The sequence below is a fragment of the Sphingomonas sinipercae genome (genome assembly GCF_011302055.1).
Lineage (GTDB): Bacteria > Pseudomonadota > Alphaproteobacteria > Sphingomonadales > Sphingomonadaceae > Sphingomicrobium > Sphingomicrobium sinipercae.
In genome coordinates this window covers 532,947-553,636 of the sequence record NZ_CP049871.1, presented here as the reverse complement: position 1 = coordinate 553,636, position 20,690 = coordinate 532,947, and the positions used below count along the sequence as shown (strand labels likewise).

Here is a 20,690-nt window from a genome sequence, read left to right as displayed (position 1 = left end):
TGCGCGCGCTTGGCCACGCTGCCGGCCGGGGGCGCTTTAAGCGTCGAACTTCGCGCGCCGACGCCTTGAACGACCTTACTGCCCGGTGTCGCTGGTTGAAGGCTGCTGGAAGTCGAAGCTTGGCTCCTTCGGCTTGCGGCCGTTGGCGCTGCCGAAGGTGTAGCTGGCGCCGAACAGAACGATCCGGCCCATCCCGCGCTGGGTCGAGCGTTCGACGCTGTTGTTCGTTTCGAAGAACGTCGTCTGCTTGACGCTGTCCAGCACGTTCTGCGCCGTAACCAGCAGGCTCAGCTTGTCATTGACCTTGCGGCGGTAGCCAAGGTTGAGGATTCCGCCGCCTTCGCGATAGCCCTGCGGAAGCAATTGCCGGCCCGAGTAATTGCCGTTGAGCTGGAAGAAGTCCTTCGAGGTGGGCTGCCAGCTCAAATTGCCCTTCACGCCCCCGCCCATGCCCGACCGCGCGGTGGAAATGCTGTTCACCTTCGGGTCGATCCGGTTCCAGAAGTAGATGACCGAGGTGTTGTAGGTCAGCGTCTTGCCGAGCTTGCCGTTCAGCAGCGCCTCGGCGCCGATCCGGCGGGAGGTGGCGAGGTTGGCGCGGGTGGCGAGAATGACGCCATCGCCAAGGTCGGTGTACAGGTCGGACACGCCATCCTTTGAATCGCGATAGAAACCGTTGAGCGAATAGAAGGTCGGCCCCTTGCGGCGCTGCCAGCTCAATTCGAACGAGTCGGTGATTTCCGGCCGCAGGTAAGGGTTGCCGCGGCGCACGTTCAGCGGGTCGATGTACAGCGTGTAAGGGTTCAAATCCTGCGATTGCGGGCGCTGGATCCTGCGGCTGTAGCTGGCGCGAACCTTTTGCGTTTCGCTGAGGTCGGTGCTGAGGTGAAGGGTGGGATAAGCGCGGAAATACTCGTTCTTGAAACGCTGCCCATCGGTGATCTGGTTGATGTCGAGTTCGACCTGCTCGAGCCGCAAGCCCGCCATCGCTTCAATCTTGCCGACGGCGAAATTGTAGGTGGCAAAACCGGCGTGGATCGTCTCGTCGATCGCAAACTGGTTGGTGAAGGCGGGGAGGATTTCCAGGTCGGAGAAGCTAGGTCCCCGGGCGCCGGTAAAATCGAAATCGTAGCGGTTGAAGTCGCCATTGTAGCCGACGTTGAGCGAATCCTTTCCAAGCGGCCGTTTGTAATCGAACTTCAGGCTTTTCATGTTCCAGTCGCCCTGGTTGCCGAAGCGCTCGAACGACGGCTCGTCGTCGGAGGGCGTGGTGACCGCCTCGACCTTGCGGCGGAAGCGCCCGCGCACCGCGCCGGCTTCGCTCACCAGCTCATGCTCGTCCCCAGGGAACCTGCGGCGCCACGAAACCGTCCCGCCGACGCCACGGACCGTAACGTCGGTCCCGGAATCGCGCGCATAGGAATCGAGGATTCCGACGCCGCTGTTCTCGACCTCCTCCAGGCCGTCGATGTCGGTATTGAAGCGAAACGCGTTCAATTGGGTGCTGAGCCGGTTCGACTTGTCGAGATCATAGTCGACCCCGATCTGCCCATTCCCGCCGGTCGACACGATGTCGGCGGCGTTCTGGCGCTTGAGGACGGTCACCACGCCGCTGTCGGGATCGGTCGTCGTGCGCAGCTGCTTCAGCGTCGAATCCGTGGTGAAGCGGCGCAGGTTGAGGTCGGCCGTCGCGGTCAGTTTCGAACCCGAGGTGACCGCGCTGATGCCGAGGCTCCCGCGCCCCTTCGCGCCGATGTTGCCCTTCACCGTGGCGGTGCGGGAGTTCGGCCGCGCATGCTTCATGATCAGGTTGATGACGCCGCCGGAGCCCTCGGGGCTCATCGCCGCGGAGGGGTTGGTGATCACTTCGACCCGTTCGATCTGCCCGGCCGGCATGGTCAGCACCGCATTGTCGCGGCCCTCCCCGCTAAGCTGCGCCGACGGCCGTCCGTCGACCAGGATCTTCACGCCGGAGTCGCCACGCAGACTGACCTTGCCTTCCAGGTCGACGTCGACGCCGGGGACGGAGCGGAGCACATCGGCCAGCGTGCCGGTCTGCACCTGCAGGTTGTTCGACACGTTGAAACTGACCCGGTCGGCCTTGCTGATCACGTCCGACCGCGTGCCGGTGACGACGATCGCCGGCTGCTTTTCCTTGGCCGCGGGCGGCGCCGGCGCCGGCGCCGGCGCGGTCTGCGCATCGGCCTTCGCGGCGACCAGGACGGTGGCGACCGCGATCAGCGAGACTCGGGCGGTGAGGGTGGAAAAAGTCATTGAATTTACTGCCCCGAAAAGGATGTGGACGGTGAAGGCGACTGCGCCGACGACCGCTTTGCGACCGGACCGTTGTGCGGGGGCCACGTTGCGCGACGATTTCCGCGCTGCAACAAAGCGAAACGACCGGACACGCCGGCGCAACGCTGCGCTCCGTTCGCCCCGAATCGCGTTCGCTGTTCCAATCGCATATCCTGACCCCAGCCCATCGGCGGTGGCTTGGCATGACGAAGCGATGAGCATTCGCTGAAATCGACATGCGACTCGGTGCTTTCGACCGGCGGTAGGGCGAACCGACGAAGCGTAGCGCAGCGCCTGCGAATTGCGGTGGCCGGGTCGGCACTCCATATGGCTCGCAATGGCGATCCAGATCCGCACATCCCTGGCCGAGCCGGACACCGGCGACACCTTTGTCCCGCACAAGCCTGCCCGGCCGGACAAGGCGGAAGGCGGCCGCAAGTTCGTGCTCAAGTCGGATTACGAGCCGGCTGGCGACCAGCCGACGGCGATCAAGGAAATCACCGAAGCGGCGCTTGCCGACGAACGCAGCCAGGTCCTGCTGGGCGTCACCGGCAGCGGCAAGACCTTTACCATGGCCAAGGTGATCGAGACCCTGCAGCGCCCGGCGCTGGTGCTTGCGCCGAACAAGATCCTCGCGGCGCAGCTCTACGGGGAGTTCAAGAGCTTCTTCCCCGACAATGCGGTCGAATATTTCGTCAGCTACTACGATTACTATCAGCCCGAAGCCTACGTCCCGCGCAGCGACACCTACATCGAGAAGGAAAGCTCGGTGAACGAGGCCATCGACCGGATGCGCCACTCGGCGACGCGGTCGCTGCTGGAACGCGACGACGTCATCATCGTCGCCTCGGTCAGCTGCCTCTACGGCATCGGCTCGGTCGAGACCTATTCGGCGATGACCTTCAGTCTCAAGAAGGGCGCGACCCAGGACCAGCGCGAGATCATCCGCAAGCTCGTGGCGCTGCAGTACAAGCGCAACGACCAGGCGTTCGCCCGCGGCAACTTCCGGGTGAAGGGCGACAACCTCGAAATCTTCCCGTCACACTATGAAGACACCGCCTGGCGCGTGTCCTTCTTCGGCGACGAGATCGAGGAGATCGTCGAGTTCGATCCGCTGACCGGAAAGAAGGCCGCTTCGCTCGACAGCGTGAAGGTCTACGCCAATTCCCACTATGTGACGCCGGGCCCGACGCTCAAGCAGGCCAGCGAAGCGATCCGCCACGAACTGTCCGAGCGGCTGAAGGAGCTGCACGCGGAAGGCCGGCTGCTGGAAGCGCAACGGCTCGAGCAGCGCACCAATTTCGACCTCGAGATGATTGCCGCGACCGGCAGCTGCGCCGGCATCGAGAATTACAGCCGCTTCCTCACCGGTCGCCTGCCCGGCGAGCCGCCGCCGACCCTGTTCGAATATCTGCCCGACAATGCGCTTCTGTTCGTCGACGAGAGCCACCAGACGGTGCCGCAGATCGGCGCGATGGCGCGCGGCGACCACCGGCGGAAGATCACGCTTGCCGAATATGGCTTCCGCCTGCCCAGCTGCATCGACAACCGCCCGCTGCGCTTCAACGAATGGGAAGCGATGCGCCCGCAATCGGTGTTCGTCTCGGCGACGCCGGGGCCGTGGGAAATCAACGAGACCGACGGCGTCTTCAGCGAGCAGGTGATCCGACCCACCGGCCTGATCGACCCGCCGGTCGAAATCAAGCCCGTCGAAGACCAGGTCGACGACCTGATCCACGAAGCGAAGCTGACCGCGCAGAAGGGTTACCGCACGCTCGTCACGACGCTGACCAAGCGCATGGCCGAAGACCTGACCGAATTCCTGCATGAAGCGGGCCTCCGCGTGCGCTACATGCACTCCGACGTCGAGACGCTGGAGCGCATCGAACTGATCCGCGAGCTTCGGCTCGGCGTTTACGACGTGCTGGTCGGCATCAACCTGCTGCGCGAGGGGCTCGACATTCCCGAGTGCGGGCTGGTTGCCATCCTCGACGCCGACAAGGAGGGCTTCCTGCGCTCCGAAACGTCACTGATCCAGACCATCGGCCGCGCCGCCCGCAACATCGAGGGCCGGGTTATCCTCTACGCGGACCGCGTCACGGGCTCGATGGAGCGCGCGCTCAACGAGACCGATCGCCGCCGCGAGAAGCAGGTGGCGTACAACCTTGAACACGGCATCACGCCAGCCTCGATCAAGAGCCAGATCAACGACATCATGAGCGACGTCACCATGCGCGACGGCGTGATGGTGGAGACCGGCGACGAGGAACGCCCGCACCTCGTCGGCCACAACCTCAAGGCCTACATCGCCGACCTCGAGCAGCGGATGCGCAAGGCTGCGGCGGACCTGGAGTTCGAGGAAGCCGGCCGCCTTCGCGACGAGATCCGCCGGCTCGAGGAAGACGACCTCGGCATCCCCCACGACCAGCGAGTGGCGCCAAGGCCGCTTGGCAATTCGACCGAAGGCAAGCCGGGGACGAGGAAGAACCGGTTTGGGAAGCAGAGCAGCTTCAAGCGACGGGCGCGGTAAGAACGGCAATTAGAAACGAAGTTGCGTCGGTGCAGATGCGGCGATATCAATTACTTGTGCGCAGGTGCTCGGCTGCGCGCGAGTAAATCATTGCGGGTCTGTTGAGTACACGTCTTCGAGCGAGCCGATGTCTCTGCCTCCTGCACTACAGGATAGCTCCGGCTTACGCCGGCTAGAGGGGGTTGAGATGCCAGGAAATTTGATCGCCACGCATGGCAATGAGAACTGGGTGCTCAGCCCGGACGGCGCATTCATTTATGTCGCAGGCAACGACGGCTACCTCACGGTGTACGACGCGCATTCGGGCCAGTCGGTTTATGCCGTCGATTTGGGCACTGATTTGGGCGCTATCTCTCTATCGCCGGACGGTACGCGCCTTGCTGTGGTTGAGGACGTGCCGGATAACACGCAACAATATCAGGACTGGACGGCGAACACCGCCATTGCCAGCTTCTACGTCGTCGATCTGAGCACCTTCAGCGCCGATAAGCACACTTATCAGCGTAGCGGCACGGGCTACACCTTTGCCGACGTGACTTGGACCGACAACGACACGCTGCAGTTGTCCCAGAACATCCTTCCCGGCTACAGCGGCTGGGCTCCGCTCGCGACGGTCGAATTGTCGTCGGGTGTGATGACCGAGCATTCGAGCTACTATTCCGGGCTTGGGACTTCAGCCTCGCTGCTGACGATTCCGGGCTCCGATACTGTCCTGCTCGGCCAGCTGGGCCTGTCCTCCGCAGAATATTTTCTGATCGGCCCCGACGGCACGTCGATCAGGAGCAACGGCGTCTACGCCAACAATGTCTATGGTTACGCTGGCGGGATCGAAGCCGCTTCAGGAACGACGGTTAACGATCGTATCATCATCGTGACGGGGGGCGGCGCCCATCTTTACGATGGGACGATGACGTACATCGGCAATCTCGCGAGCCTCTACCCCAATCTGGGAAGTGCGGCCGGCGTTACTTTCAGTGAAGAGGGCCAGCGGCTGTTCTTCCTTGATGCGACGAACAAGGCCCTGGTCGTCATCGACGCATACAACCTCTCCTTGGTCGCGACGGTCCCGCTGACGGGTGTCGACTTCCAGTCCCTGCAATGGGGCGAAGAAATCGTCGTCGCGCCAGACGGCAAGGGCGTCTACTTCAACACGCAGACCGGCATTTCTTATGTTGCTGTGGACCTGCCCGGTCTCGGGACTAATGGAGCCGACCAGCTTTCCGGCACTGCCGGCAACGACATCATCGACGGGCGCGACGGTGCCGACCTCCTTTACGGGCTCGCCGGCAATGATTGGCTGATCGGCGGCTCGGGCGATGACCGACTTGAGGGAGGAGACGGCTTCGACGTGGCTGCCTACGAAACCGCCACGAGCGCGGTCACGGTAGATCTGCGGATTGCAGGCCCGCAGGCGACGGGCGGCGCGGATTCAGATACGTTAGTGGGGATCGAGGGGCTTAGCGGTTCGGTCTTCAACGACACTTTGATCGGCAACGCCGCCGCCAACCTCCTCCTCGGCTATGACGGCAACGATATCCTCTACGGGCTCGATGGGGACGACGACCTGTACGGGGAGAAGGGCGACGACCAATTATTTGGTGGCGCCGGGGTTGATTGGCTGTTCGGCGAAGCGGGCGCTGACTGGCTCGACGGCGGCACCGGGGCGGACCGACTGGAAGGCGGCGACGGCAACGACACCTATGTGATAGACGACGCCGGCGACATCATTATCGAGACCGCAACGGGCGGTTACGATACGATGCGGGTCATCAATCTCAGTACGACGATCGCATCAGGCGTCGAGGCGCTGATCATCCAGAGCGGCGCGGTCAATGCGACTGGAAATCTCGCTGCAAACAACCTGACCGGATCGGACGAGGCCAACGTACTTTCGGGCCTCGGCGGTAACGACACGCTGAACGGGCTTGGGGGCAACGACACGCTGATCGGCGGGGCTGGCGCGGACACGCTGACCGGCGGAGCGGGCGCTGATACGTTCCGCGGGACGGCTGCGGAGCTCAACGGCGATATGATCACCGACTTCACGGCCGAAGACCGGATAGTCATCTCGGACGCCAACGCCAACGCCAACTTTACCTTCAGCGTTAGCGGCGGGATTGTCACTTATTCGGGCGGCTCGTTCAGCCTTGGATCGGGCTTCTCCGGCAATCTTTTCGCAACCACTGTGCAGGGCGGCGGCATCGAGCTTCGTGCTGTGGAGACTAAATTGACCAGCTATGGCCTCACCGACTTCAACGGCGACGGCATTGCGGACGTGCTGTGGCGCAGCAACACGGGGGTCATCACGACCTGGCTGGGCCAGGCCGACGGCACGTTTTTCGACAATAGCGCCAACACCGGCCAGGCGATCCCGCTCGACTGGAACATCGTTGGCACTGGCGACTACAACGGCGATGGTCTGGGCGACCTCATGTGGCGCAGCGACGCCGGCGTGATGACGCAGTGGCTGGGCCAGTTGGACGGCACCTTCCGCGACAATTTCGCCAAGACCGGCCAGGTGATCCCGCTCGACTGGAACGTCATCGGCACCGGCGACTTCAACGGCGACGGGCTTGGCGACCTCATCTGGCGCAGCGATGCCGGCGTCATCACCGAATGGCTCGGCAACCTCGACGGCAGCTTCCGCGACAACTTCGCCGGCACCGGCCAGCATATTCCATTGAACTGGACCATCGACGGCATGGGCGACTTCAACGGCGACGGGCTCGAGGATCTGATCTGGCGCAGCGATGCTGGCGTCATCACCGAATGGCTCGGCCAGAACGACGGCAGCTTCAAGGACAACTTCGCCGGTACCGGCCAGACCATCCCGACCAATTGGCAGATCGTCGGCGTCGGCGACTTCAACGCCGACGGCTATGCCGACATCCTGTGGCAGAGCACCGCCGGCACGCTGACCAACTGGCTCGGCAATCCGGACGGCAGCTTCACCGACAACTTCGTCAACACCGGCCAGGTCATCCCGCAAGGCTGGGAGCTGGTCGGCGTCGGCGACCTCAACGGCGACGGCCGCGACGACATCCTGTGGCGCACCGGCCCCGACAGCGTCGAAACCTGGTTCGGCCAGGACAATGGTGGGTTCACCGGCGGCAGCAGCGGCACGCTGGCGGCCGCGCACGCCGCAAGCGCCGGCACCAACGGAGACCTGTTCTACCTGGGTTAGGCAGGACGCCAGCTTGCGCGCATCAGCGCCGATTGCGTATCTAAAACAGCAGACTACCATAATCTCACTGTTCTGGCGCAGTTCTTGCCGACATTGGGAGTTCTCACATGGTCGACATACCGGGCGATACCACCACGACTTCCACAATCTCGGTCGGGTCGATGGTCGACAATGCGATCGAGACGGTCGGCGATCATGACTGGTACGCGGTCACACTGACGGCGGGCCAGAAAGTCACCATCGCCCTGAACATCATTACATTGGAGGACCCCTACCTTTACCTCCGCGATTCAAACGGCTCGCTCATCGCCGAAAACGACGATGGCGGTGGCGGCCGCGGGTCGAGGCTGGTGTTTACGGCCCCGACTGACGGAACCTATTACATCGACGTCGCGGCCTGGGCCCCGACGGAGGTGGTTCCCGGCTATACCGGGACCGGCGCCTACCGGCTGTCCGTTAGCGACTATGTGGCGCCGTCCGAGGGAACGTTGGACGACTTTGCCGACCAGATGACGCACGGCTTTTTCGATGGCGACTATCACCACTTCAACGTCACTCAAGGCGGCAGCCTCACGGTCAACTTTCAAGGGCTGACCGACGCCGGACGCACGGTTGCGCTGCAGGCGCTGCAACAGTGGACCGATATCATTGGCGTGAATTTCGTCGAGACGAATGGCGCCGCCCAAATCACGTTCGACGACCTCGACCAAGGCACAGGCGCTTTCGCCGACACCGTCAGCTCGAACCACATAACCAGCTCGGCGATCGTTAATGTGGCGCTGTATCGACTGAACCTTCACACCTACATGCACGAGATTGGGCACGCGCTCGGGATCGGGCACACCAGCAATTCGAACGCCGGGACGGCGGGCGCGATCTACCCGAACGACGCGCTGTGGAGCAACGACGGTTCCGCAATCAGCATCATGTCGTACTTCGACAACGGCGAAAACGGCTATTATTCGAGCCGCGGCTTTTCGAACCTGCCGGTCGTGACGCCGCAAGTCGCCGACATCATTGCGATGGGCAATCTGTACGGGCTGTCGACAACCACGCGAACCGGCAACACGACGTACGGATTTAACAATACGAGCGGCCGGGCGGCATTCGACGCCGCCCTGCACCCGAACTACTCGTACACCATCTTCGATAACGGCGGCGTGGACACACTCGATTATTCCGGGTTCATCAGCAACCAGCTGATCGACCTGAATCCGGAAGCGTTTTCTAACATTGGCGCTTTCGTCGGGAACGTCGTGATCGCTCGCGGCACGGTGATCGAGAATGCGATCGGGGGCAGCGGGAACGACACCCTCGTGGGCAATGGCGCGGCGAACGTCCTCACCGGGAACAGCGGAATCGACACACTCTACGGCGCTGACGGCAATGACACGCTGACCGGCGGCCTTGGCGCCGATGTCCTTGTTGGCGGCACCGGTGGAGATTTTTTCCGCGACACTGCCGCCGGCCTCAATGGCGACACGATCGTCGACTTCTCGGCGCAGGACCGGATCGTCATTACCAATGTCGGTCTTGCCAGCTTCAGCTATTCGCTGGTCGGCAACACGCTGACCTACACGGGCGGCTCGCTAACTTTTTCCAACGCGCTCGCCGGCCACCTGTTCGTTCGCGCCGCGGATGGCGGCGGCGTAGAACTGCAGATGGCGGATCGGACCGGCTTCGGTCTCACCGACTTCAACGGCGACGGCATCGCGGACGTGCTGTGGCGCAGCGACACGGGGGTCATCACGACTTGGCTGGGCCAGGCCGACGGCACGTTTATCGACAACAGCGCCAACACCGGCCAGGCGATTCCGCTCGACTGGAACATCGTCGGCACCGGCGACTACAATGGCGACGGCCTGGGCGACATCATGTGGCGCAGCGACTCTGGCGTGATGACGCAGTGGCTGGGCCAGTTGGACGGCACCTTCCGCGATAACTTCGCCAAGACGGGCCAGGTGATCCCGCTCGACTGGAACGTCATCGGCACCGGCGACTTCAACGGCGACGGGCTTGGCGACCTTATCTGGCGCAGCGACGCCGGGGTCATCACCGAATGGCTCGGCAACCTCGACGGCAGCTTCCGCGACAACTTCGCCGGCACCGGCCAGCACATCCCCTTGAACTGGACCATCGACGGAATGGGCGACTTCAACGGCGACGGGCTCGAGGATCTCATCTGGCGCAGCGATGCTGGCGTCATCACCGAATGGCTCGGCCAGAACGACGGCAGCTTCAAGGACAACTTCGCCGGTACCGGCCAGACCATCCCGACCAACTGGCAGATCGTCGGCGTCGGCGACTTCAACGCCGACGGCTATGCCGACATCCTGTGGCAGAGCACCGCCGGCACGCTGACCAACTGGCTCGGCAATCCGGACGGCAGCTTCACCGACAACTTCGTCAACACCGGCCAGGTCATCCCGCAAGGCTGGGAACTGGTCGGCGTCGGCGACCTCAACGGCGACGGCCGCGACGACATCCTGTGGCAAACCGGGCCCGACAGCGTCGAAACCTGGTTCGGCCAGGACAATGGCGGCTTTACCGGCGGCAGCAGCGGCACGCTGGCGGCCGCGCACGCCGCAACCGCCGGCACCAACGGAGACCTGTTCTACCTGGGCTGACGTGTGATCGCTTAGGCCGCCGCGCGGCTTTGCTTCACTTGAGGAGCGTCAGAACGGTTCGCACCACATCGGCTTGGCGGCTCACGCCAAGCTTGGTCAGGATGTGCTTCATCTGCGTCCGCACGGTCCCGAGGGCCGAACGGCGCTCGTCGCTGATCTGCCGCAGCGACCGGCCCTCGGTAAGCCGCAACGCGACGTCCGCTTCGGCCGCGGACAAGCCGTACATGGACTGCAGATGGTGCGCGGTCAGTTCGCGGCCTACGCGCTGCCCGGTGCGGTTGATCGTGACTAACGATCCCTGCAGCCAGCTTTGCCCCGTCAACGGCGTGAAAGTCGCAATCACGAGCGCGCCGTCCTTGTCGCTGAGGATGCATTCCGCAGCGCCCGGTTGGTCTGGCCTGAACGACATGGCCAGCGACCGTTCGAACGTTTCCCTTTGGCCCGCGTCGCTCGGTTCTATCCGGCCGTTGCGTACGCGCAGGAAACGCCCGGACGACAAAAAGGAATCGCCTGCGGGGTTTGCGGCCAGGACACGCCCATCACTGCCGATGACCAGTGAAGCGCCGGTTCCGCTTTCGAAAATTGCCTCGAGCAGGTCGAGCCGCTTGGTGAGGTGAGAAATTCGGCTGCGAATGCCGAACATGCGCCGCAAATGTTCGACTTGCCCGTCCAGAAGATTCAGCGAGCTGGCAGAAAAATCCTCCTGAGCGCGCCCGCGGTGGAGGCCGATGATGCCCTTCCCCTGAAACGTCTCCATGACGGAGCCGCAGCAGTAATAGGTGTCGTCGCCCATCGCGCGAATCCACTCGTTGTAGAATATGCTGGAGTCATATTCGTCCTGAGTGACCAGGTCCGTGGTGTTCCACGCCTTGTTGATCCGCCCCTGCCCCATTCCGGCTTCGGTCCACAGATCATATTCGACGAAGTTCGCCGCGTAATTCTCCATTTGCTCGTCGCTGAAATAGCCCGAGTGGGCGGCGATGTCCGCGGCGCCGGTTGCGGAGTCGCGCCAGTGAAGAACGCAGCTGCGAGCGCCCGTCGCCTCAGCGATCATGGTGGGCAATTCGGCGAACAGCTGATCGTCCAGCACTGCTTCATAGATTAAGTGCGTTGTCAGCTTCACGCGCCACTCTCCGACTCGGCTGGTCAATTTCTAGCCCAGGTTCGCGCGAATTTAACAGCCCGCTTTGAAATACCCCATTTGGGATATGACACTCACGGAACGATGCCCGACACCGGTGCGACCTACGTTCGTCATCACGTTGAAAAAAGGGGGAAGTATGAAACTGATTGGGGTGTTCTTGGCCACGTGCGCGGCGGTCGCAACGGCCACTCCGGCGGCGGCGCAGTCGGGCACGGTCAATGTCGGCGTTACCGGCGGTACGCTCGGGATCGGGCCGGAAGTCGGTTACCGTTCTGGCAGCATCGGCGCGCGCGCCAACGCGACGTTCCTCGGCCTCAGCCGGGATGTGGATTCGGACGACGTCAATTACGACGGCAAGCTCAAGCTGCGTTCGTACGGCGCCATGGTCGACCTGTATGTCTTCGGCGGCGGCTTTCGCATTTCGCCTGGTCTTCGCATCAGCCGGAACCGAGTCAAGCTGACGGCGACGCCAACCGATGACGTCGAAATCGGCGATGAAATCTACACGCCGGCCGAGGTCGGGTCGATTATCGGCGAAGTGCGCGCGAAGAAGCTTGCGCCGACGCTGACCGTCGGTTGGGCGACGAGCGGAACGGGTTTCTATTTCGGCGTTGACGCTGGCGCGATGTTCCAGGGCTCGCCGCGCGTGACCAAACTGTACACGACCGGTTCGGCCGTGACTGCTGCCGACCTCCTTGAGGAACGCGCCGAGATCGAAGACGACATTGATAACTTCAAGGTCTACCCGATCCTGCAGCTCGGTCTCGGTTACCGCTTCGGCGGCTCCAATGCAGCGCCGGCTTACGTTGAGCCTGTAGTTGCGCAGCCGGTCGCTCCGGCAGCTCCGGCCTCGCAGACCTGCGCGGACGGGTCCGTCATCCTCGCCACCGATACCTGCCCGCTTCCGCCGGTGGCACCGGCGGCACCGGCTGCCGGTGAACGTGGCTGATTAAGCTTGGATATGGGGCTCGGGACTGCGTTCCGGGCCCCATTTTAGCGCAATTGAGAAAATAAGGGGCGTCTCGTGGCAAATTTCGTGGTGGGCAGCGCGTTCGATTTGCAGTGGTTCATCGAAACCGGCTCTTTGGCCGAGTATTTCGAGTTCGGGACCGTCACCACGCACACCGAGACGCAGCTTACCGTGGTGGACGAGGAAACCGGCGAGTTCCTAACGTTCCATGGCACGTTCGGTGGGTATAACGGCGAAAACATCCCCACCACCGGGACGATCACGACCATCTCCTATGGCCTGTCGGGGACGACTCTGTTCACCGCCAGCAACCTTGCGATGAGCGTTCCGACCTTCACCCAGTTCGTGCAGGGCGACAACCTGCAGGGCCTCTTCATGGCGGTCCTCGCCGGCAACGACGGCGTGACCGGAAGCAACGGCGACGACGTGCTGTTCGGCTTCGGTGGCGACGACGCCATGAACGGCAATCAGGGCAATGACTGGCTGTATGGCGGTGACGGCGACGACGCCATTCTTGGCTGGACGGGCGACGACCATCTTTACGGGGGCAATGGAAACGACGTCCTCAGCGGCGGCACCGGCGCGGATGAGATGTACGGCGGCGCTGGCAACGACGTGTACGCGGTCGGCCTTGGTGATTTCGTCTACGAAGATGCCAACCAGGGGACCGACAAGGTGCTCGCCTCGATCGAAGGCTACACGCTCCTCACCAACTTCGAGGACCTGACGCTGAGCGGCACCATCGTCACCGGCTATGGCAACGCGGTCGGCAACGTGATCACCGGCAACGCCGTCGGGAACGTGATGGAAGGCCGCGGCGGCAACGACACTTTGTACGGGCTCGAAGGGAACGACACGCTGATCGGCGGCGCCGGCGCTGACACGCTGGCAGGCGGCGCCGGGGCAGATACCTTCCGTGGCACGGCCGCCGAGCTGAACGGCGACGCCATCGTCGATCTCACGGCCGAGGACCGCATCGTCATCACCGACGTCAATGCCGCCAACTTCACTTTCACAATCACCGGAAACACCGTCACCTACGCCGGCGGCTCGTTCACCTTGGGCGAAGGCTTTTCGGGCACTCTTGTCGCGACTGCCATCGAAGGCGGCGGCGTCGAGCTTCGGATCGGCACGCCGCCGGTCCACCTTAACGGCCAGGGCCTGGTCGACTTCAACGGCGACGGCATCGCGGATGTGCTGTGGCGCAGCGACACGGGGGTTATCACGACCTGGCTGGGCCAGGCCGACGGCACCTTCATCGACAATAGCGCCAACACCGGCCAGGCGATCCCGCTCGACTGGAACATCGTCGGCACCGGCGACTACAATGGCGACGGGTTGGGCGACATCATGTGGCGCAGCGACGCCGGCGTGATGACGCAGTGGCTGGGCCAGTTGGACGGCACCTTCCGCGACAATTTCGCCAAGACGGGCCAGGTGATCCCGCTCAACTGGAACGTGATCGGTACCGGGGATTTCAACGGCGACGGGTTGGGCGATCTCATCTGGCGCAGCGATGCCGGCGTCATCACCGAATGGCTCGGCAACCTTGACGGCAGCTTCCGCGACAACTTCGCCGGTACCGGCCAGCACATCCCCTTGAACTGGACCATCGACGGGATGGGCGACTTCAACGGTGACGGGCTCGAGGATCTCATCTGGCGCAGCGACCAGGGTGTGATCACCGAATGGCTCGGCCAGAACGACGGCAGCTTCAAGGACAACTTCGCCGGCACCGGCCAGACCATCCCGACCAACTGGCAGATCGTCGGCGTCGGCGACTTCAACGCCGACGGCTATGCCGACATCTTGTGGCAGAGCACCGCCGGCACGCTGACCAACTGGCTCGGCAATCCGGACGGCAGCTTCACCGACAACTTCGTCAACACCGGCCAGGTCATCCCGCAAGGCTGGGAACTGGTCGGCGTCGGCGACCTCAACGGCGACGGCCGCGACGACATCCTGTGGCAAACCGGACCCGACAGCGTCGAAACCTGGTTCGGCCAGGACAATGGCGGCTTCACCGGCGGCAGCAGCGGCACGCTGGCGGCCGCGCACGCCGCAAGCGCCGGCACCAATGGAGACCTGTTCTACCTGGGCTAAGGCCGCGAGGCGATTCGACCTAGAGCGAGCGGGACACGCGCAAGAACCGGTTTGGGAAGCAGAGCAACTTCAAGCGAAAGGCGCGGCGAGCGGATATTCGGACACGCGCAGCATAGCGGCGCCGATCGATAAACGCTTGCAGGCATTAGATTAATTTCTACTTTCTAATGAGAAAGCGAGCGGGCCAGACGAAGTCCGCGGTTCGCGTCGGGGGGCAGCAATGAATGAATTATCGAGCGTTTCGGCAACTCAACCGGCGCGAACGCTGGGTAGCGATGCGCCCCTGTCAACCGAGTCTCCAGTTACAGAAACCCTGCTCGGCACAGTCAATGGCCAATCATACTATCTTGTCGCCACTGAAAACTTAGGATGGATGTCCGGAATTGGGCAACTAGGGTACGTCAATACCCTGAACGCAAGTCGCCAGATACATACAGAAACGGTCGTCGATGGTATCGATCGTTATTACGATTATAGCGCCGATTATGCTAGGTGGGATTACGACATCGTTCGGGTTGATTCAAATGGACAGCGTACTGTTGTGCTCGCGGACATGGAGTACTTTGATGTTACCCAAGGTCAGCTAGGATCTGCTTTACACGTCTTTTTCTGGGACGCTTCGAATAGAGAAGATAACGCTACGAGAATTACCGAGTTTGCTCGCGATGTGGGCTACTGGGCCCCGGTCAGTGGCCGTTCAGTACAGACTGACTTCGGTGCTGGGATCTGGCATCTGGACCTGACCAGTGGAACGGTGGAGTTGTTCGGAGACGCTTGGTCGGTCAGCAGATACGACGATTCTCGCGTGACGATCTACGTCGACAACGATCCTGCGGATCGGGTGAGCGAATGGGACCCTGACGCGCCGTTCGGTGGAACTTGGGTGGAAACCGGTTGGGAGCCAACCCAGTTCATCTACAATGTCAACGGCGCAAACCTGTTCACCGCGTCCCCTAACGAAGTGAATTTCAATGCGCTGTCCACGGCCCAGTTAGGGCTGATCAATTCCAACGCGAACCTGTACCAGGCGCTTGCGGGCGACGACATCGTCCGCCTCCCCGATCAAGCCGGTTACAATCTCGGTCCGGTTATGTGGAATCCTCTGCGGACCTTCTACGGTAACAGCGGCAACGACAGGATCACTGGTGGTACTGGCGCCGACCTCATCGACGGCGGCGCCGATAACGACCGGCTTCAAGGCGGTGCCGGGAGCGACACCCTCACCGGCGGTTCGGGCCGCGACACCTTCTACTTCGAAGTCGGTCGCGACATTTTGGCGAACGGTGCCGGCGGCACCGACAAGATCACCGACTTCAACGCGGGTTTTGACCAGACGCTGAGGTTCGACCAAGCCCCAGGCTTCTTCGATAACCCGAACCTGGACAAGATCCGCATCGTCCCGCTCGACGGCAGCGCCGGCAATGCGTTGACTTTCATCGGCTCCAGTCAGTTTACCGGAACCCGCCCTGAGATAGCGTTCGAATGGGACGTCCAGGGCGCGGTGACCCACATCCTCATCGACTATAACGGCGACGGGCAGAAGGATCACCAGATCGAAATCGACGGCCTCTTCATCATGAAAGAGGTGCCGGGAGAGCCCGGGTCGTTCTATGGCCTGGAAGCGCCGCCGAACCCGCAGGTGATCTATCTCGATTTCGACCATGCCGCCCGCGCGCCGACACCGACCGTCCAGGGTCTCGACTGGAATGGCGATGGGATCGGCTCGTCTGTCGATCTCTCGCTGACTCGCCAGCAGCAGATCGTTGCCGAAACTCAGCAGATTTTTGCCAATTCTTTGATTCCGATACTGGTCACCAACATTCAGCCCGACGCCGTCACGCTGACTCATTCAACGACGGTAAGGTTCAGCGACTTTTTTTCGCCGAGCCCCAGTGATCCGAACTCCTATGCCTATCAGCTGACCACTGGGTCGTTGCTGGGCTGGGCCTATGAAGGCGTCGACCAGTTCAACCAGAGCAGCCAGAACGAAGTTGGCGTCTTTATCGGCGATCAAAACAACCTTCGCCTGATCGCGGAGGTGATCGCGCACGAAGCCGGTCATTCCTTCGGATTGCGGCACATCAACCCGTTCCCCGGCAACACCTCCGAGGTCATGGACTATGACTGGGCCACGGATCCCACCGGCTACCGCTGGTTCTGGGATATGCCAGCCGCAGTTACGGATCAGGGCCTGGTCAACACCCTGTACACCCACAACAATGCCTATCACCTGCTGCGCTGGGCCCTTGGTTACACGCACGAGGAGATCGTTCAGGAACGCGGCTTGGAGCCGGGCACTTGGGACAGGGATTATCTCGGCCAGACGTGGAAGCTCGAGCTCAGCTCCATCCTGAGCGAGGGCCTAGACCTCGCCAAGATCGTCATCTTCAGGCTTGGTGAGGACGGGGGCCAGGGCGATTTGTTCAGCAGCACCGACCCGATTTATGTCACGCCGGGGCAGCCGATTTCGCTTGAGTTGCCGGTGGGCGGCACCTTCCGCATCGTCGGCTATGCAAATGCAGACGATACCGTCGCCAGTTACATCATCGGTACCGCCACCACGACCGGGCCCGACGTGACCTTCACCTCCCCAGGCGAACTCAGCATCGGTGGGACGATCTACCTGATATCACCCGACGGCAGCGTTACCGGCGTCGCGGGATCATTCACGACAGTGATCGAGCAGGTTGGACACGTTCCCGCGCATCTCGATTCGACCATGCACCCGCAGAACCTCACCGACTTCAACGGCGACGGCATTGCGGACGTGCTTTGGCGCAGCGACACGGGGGTCATCACGACCTGGCTCGGCCAGGCCGACGGCACGTTCATCGACAACAGCGCCAACACCGGCCAGGCGATCCCGCTCGACTGGAACATCGTTGGCACTGGCGACTACAACGGCGACGGCCTGGGCGACATCATGTGGCGCAGCGACGCCGGCGTGATGACGCAGTGGCTGGGTCAGTTGGACGGCACCTTCCGCGATAACTTCGCCAAGACCGGCCAGGTGATCCCACTCGACTGGAACGTCATCGGCACCGGCGACTTCAACGGCGACGGGTTGGGCGACCTCATCTGGCGCAGCGATGCCGGCGTCATCACCGAATGGCTCGGCAACCTCGACGGCAGCTTCCGCGACAACTTCGCCGGCACCGGCCAGCATATTCCATTGAACTGGACCATCGACGGCATGGGCGACTTCAACGGCGACGGGCTCGAGGATCTGATCTGGCGCAGCGATGCTGGCGTCATCACCGAATGGCTCGGCCAGAACGACGGCAGCTTCAAGGACAACTTCGCCGGCACCGGCCAGACCATCCCGACCAACTGGCAGATCGTCGGCGTCGGCGACTTCAACGCCGACGGCTATGCCGACATCCTGTGGCAGAGCACCGCCGGCACGCTGACCAACTGGCTCGGCAATCCGGACGGCAGCTTCACCGACAACTTCGTCAACACCGGCCAGGTCATCCCGCAAGGCTGGGAGCTGGTCGGCGTCGGCGACCTCAACGGCGACGGCCGCGACGACATCCTGTGGCGCACCGGCCCCGACAGCGTCGAAACCTGGTTCGGCCAGGACAATGGTGGGTTCACCGGCGGCAGCAGCGGCACGCTGGCGGCCGCCCACGCCGCTGGTGCCGGCACCAACGGAGACCTGTTCTACCTGGGTTAGGCAGGACCGGCGCAGCAAGCGCCGACGAATTTAGGGGCAGGCGGCTTCCGCTGGCCTGCCCCTTACCATTCAGAAGCCGAGGCGGAGGCCGAGCTGGGCGCCGATTTCGTCGCCGCTGTCACGGCCGACCGTGGCGCTGACGGCGGCGTTGATGCTGGCGCTGCCCAGGATGTTGGCCGACGCGCCGCCGGCGAAGCGCCCGTAGGTTTCCTGCTTGCGGTCGACGTTCCACGTGTTGACGATCGTCGGCGAAGCGGTCTGCGCAAACTTGATCGCCCGGTCGTCGCCGGTGAAGTCATGTTCGATGGTGGCAGCGACGAACGGGCGGAACGACGCCGCCCCGACATTCACGCCGGTGCGCATTTCCAGGCCCAGCTGGCCGGTCAGGCTCTTCAGGCTCTGCTCGCTGACGCTCATCGTCAGCGCCGGGTCGCCAGCTTCAGTGTATCCGTCCACTTTCGCGCTGGCGTAGTCGAGCGCGGCGATCGGGCCGATTCGGAAGCCGGTCATCGGCATCAGGTAACCGACCTTGGCGCCGGCCGTGACGTGGTGGCCGTCCGGGCGCGCGCCCAGATTGTCGATCACGCCGGTGCGCGTGATCCGGTGCTTGTCCTGGCCGTAACCAAGGTGCCCCTGGGCGAAGAGCCCGGCGACGCCGAAGCCCGCATAGGCGCCAAGCTGGACGCTACGGCCCTTCACTCGCGCCGAATCGTCGCCGAAGCGCACCCGGGGCCGGGTGTAATTCACCGCCACGCCGCCAACGCCGCCCGGAACGCCGAATTCGGCGCCGACCGTGATCCCGGTGCCGTCGATGTCGAAGGCGTTGTTCTGGTCGCTGGTCTCCACATCGCGCTGGAAGGTGTCGCCGACCACGAACAGCCGCATCCCCGCCGATTGTGCGGCGCGCGGCCCGTTGAGGTCCACCCGGGTCGACAAGGTGCGGCCGAACTGGCGCGCGGTGTCGAGGCCAAGGTCGGACGGCGCCTGCAGCGAGAGCGGCGCGTCGAGTTGCGCGGCGATATACTGGCCGACGATGGCAAAGCCCGCGGGCGTCAGGTGAAGCGCGTCGACGTAGAACAGATACTGGTTCCGAAAGGCCGCGTCGGTAACGCACTGGGTCGCCTGGGCGGCCGGGCACGGGCCGGCGCTGGTCAGGCCGTACGCCGCCGGGTCGGCGGTGATCCGCTGCCCGACCAGGGTCAGGTCGAGATAATGTACGATGACTCCGTCGGCGGCATAGCCGGACAGCGTCTGCTGGATCCCGGCGCTGAAGGCGTTGGCATAGGCCTGCCGCACCTGGACGGCGAGCGCGGGGTTCGGCTCCGCAGCGACTTCCGGCAGGATTGCGGTGTTGCCGGCGAGGAAGCTGATGTTCCGGGCACCGGCACCCACCAGCAGGTCGAGGTTGGCGGTGGCATTGGCGACCGAAACGCCCGCGGCGGCAGTCGCACCGGCAAGCGTTCCGCCGGTCTGCTGGTAGCGGCGGGAATCGTTGCCGCCGATCGACACGGTGACCAGGTCATGCGCGTCGAACGTACCGGGGATGTCCGGGAACGCCGCCGGGCCGCCCGGCGTGAGGAAGCTCTGCACTTCAGTGGTGAAGCCAAGCGAGTTGCCGGTCACCGTGTTGGTGTTGCCGGTTAGCGCGCCGCCGATCGCGAAATTCTCGACCGGCACGCCGAGGATCTGGGCCAGCGTGTCGATATAGTTGGTGCCGCCGGAGAAGCGCCCGGTCGAGTAAAAGCTGGGATAGGGAACGCCGATCAGTTCGAACTGATTGCCGTCGTCGGCATAGCTGTCGCCGAATGCGACAATACGGTCGATTTGCTGTGCCGATGCCGGCGCCGCCGTGGCGGCAAGTCCAAGGACGCTGGCGCCAAGCAAGGCCGAGCGGAAATGACGACGAACCATTGAACCCTCCCCTTCCCGCGATCCCTGCGGGCAAGGCCGGAATTGGGCAGGATTTCCAGGGCAGTTCAAGCGCCGCGAAAGACCGTGTCGCGCTTCGTCGGGAGAGTGCGGCAGCCAAGCAACAGCGGCGTGGACGGAACAAAAGCAGCAGAGCCCGAATCGGAACGGGACACCCCCCGATTCTCGATCTTGGACAAATGTCAAAAGAAATTTCGAACTATCCCCACCCTGCAGCGTTGTGCCGGCAAGT

The 20,690-nt window shown here is 63.1% G+C and carries 9 protein-coding genes; 6 read left to right on the top strand and 3 right to left on the bottom strand.

Annotated features, from left to right (window positions below; all coding sequences use genetic code 11):
- Positions 1-75: 75 nt before the first annotated feature.
- The gene (locus tag G7078_RS02830; RefSeq protein ID WP_166092776.1) at positions 76-2,274 is read right to left on the bottom strand and encodes a TonB-dependent receptor domain-containing protein; all 2,199 of its coding nucleotides are present in this window, start codon (positions 2,272-2,274) and stop codon (positions 76-78) included.
- A gap of 358 nt (positions 2,275-2,632) precedes the next feature.
- Here G7078_RS02830 and uvrB point away from each other — a divergent pair, with 358 nt between their 5' ends.
- From uvrB to G7078_RS02805, 3 genes are all read left to right on the top strand, one after another.
- On the top strand, positions 2,633-4,825 hold the full coding sequence (uvrB, locus tag G7078_RS02825) for an excinuclease ABC subunit UvrB (protein ID WP_166092774.1): 2,193 nt from the start codon (positions 2,633-2,635) through the stop codon (positions 4,823-4,825).
- 187 nt (positions 4,826-5,012) lie between these two features.
- Positions 5,013-8,009 carry an FG-GAP-like repeat-containing protein gene (locus G7078_RS10980; protein WP_281346917.1) on the top strand — a complete coding sequence of 999 codons (2,997 nt, stop codon included), beginning with the start codon at positions 5,013-5,015 and terminating at the stop codon, positions 8,007-8,009.
- 107 nt (positions 8,010-8,116) lie between these two features.
- Entirely contained in the window at positions 8,117-10,636 is a 2,520-nt protein-coding gene (locus G7078_RS02805) for a M10 family metallopeptidase C-terminal domain-containing protein (RefSeq protein WP_166092771.1), read from the top strand.
- A gap of 34 nt (positions 10,637-10,670) precedes the next feature.
- Here G7078_RS02805 and G7078_RS02800 read toward each other — a convergent pair whose 3' ends face one another.
- Positions 10,671-11,759: a LuxR C-terminal-related transcriptional regulator gene (locus tag G7078_RS02800; RefSeq protein WP_166092770.1), complete on the bottom strand. Its 1,089-nt coding sequence runs from the start codon at positions 11,757-11,759 to the stop codon at positions 10,671-10,673.
- Positions 11,760-11,916: 157 nt separating this feature from the next.
- On the opposite strand from G7078_RS02800, the gene G7078_RS02795 reads away from it, so the two are divergent.
- The 3 genes from G7078_RS02795 (at position 11,917) to G7078_RS02785 (ending at position 18,529) form a co-directional block, all read left to right on the top strand.
- On the top strand, positions 11,917-12,729 hold the full coding sequence (locus G7078_RS02795) for a hypothetical protein (RefSeq protein ID WP_166092768.1): 813 nt from the start codon (positions 11,917-11,919) through the stop codon (positions 12,727-12,729).
- Between the two features lie 75 nt (positions 12,730-12,804).
- Positions 12,805-14,853, top strand: a complete 2,049-nt coding sequence (locus G7078_RS10975) for an FG-GAP-like repeat-containing protein (RefSeq protein WP_166092766.1) — start codon at positions 12,805-12,807, stop codon at positions 14,851-14,853.
- Positions 14,854-15,073: 220 nt separating this feature from the next.
- Positions 15,074-18,529 carry an FG-GAP-like repeat-containing protein gene (locus G7078_RS02785; RefSeq protein ID WP_166092763.1) on the top strand — a complete coding sequence of 1,152 codons (3,456 nt, stop codon included), beginning with the start codon at positions 15,074-15,076 and terminating at the stop codon, positions 18,527-18,529.
- Between the two features lie 69 nt (positions 18,530-18,598).
- Here the strand turns inward: G7078_RS02785 and G7078_RS02780 are convergent, their stop codons facing one another.
- Positions 18,599-20,440 (bottom strand): autotransporter domain-containing protein, encoded by a 1,842-nt coding sequence (locus tag G7078_RS02780; protein WP_166092761.1) that lies wholly within the window; start codon positions 20,438-20,440, stop codon positions 18,599-18,601.
- Between the last annotated feature and the right edge of the window lie 250 nt (positions 20,441-20,690).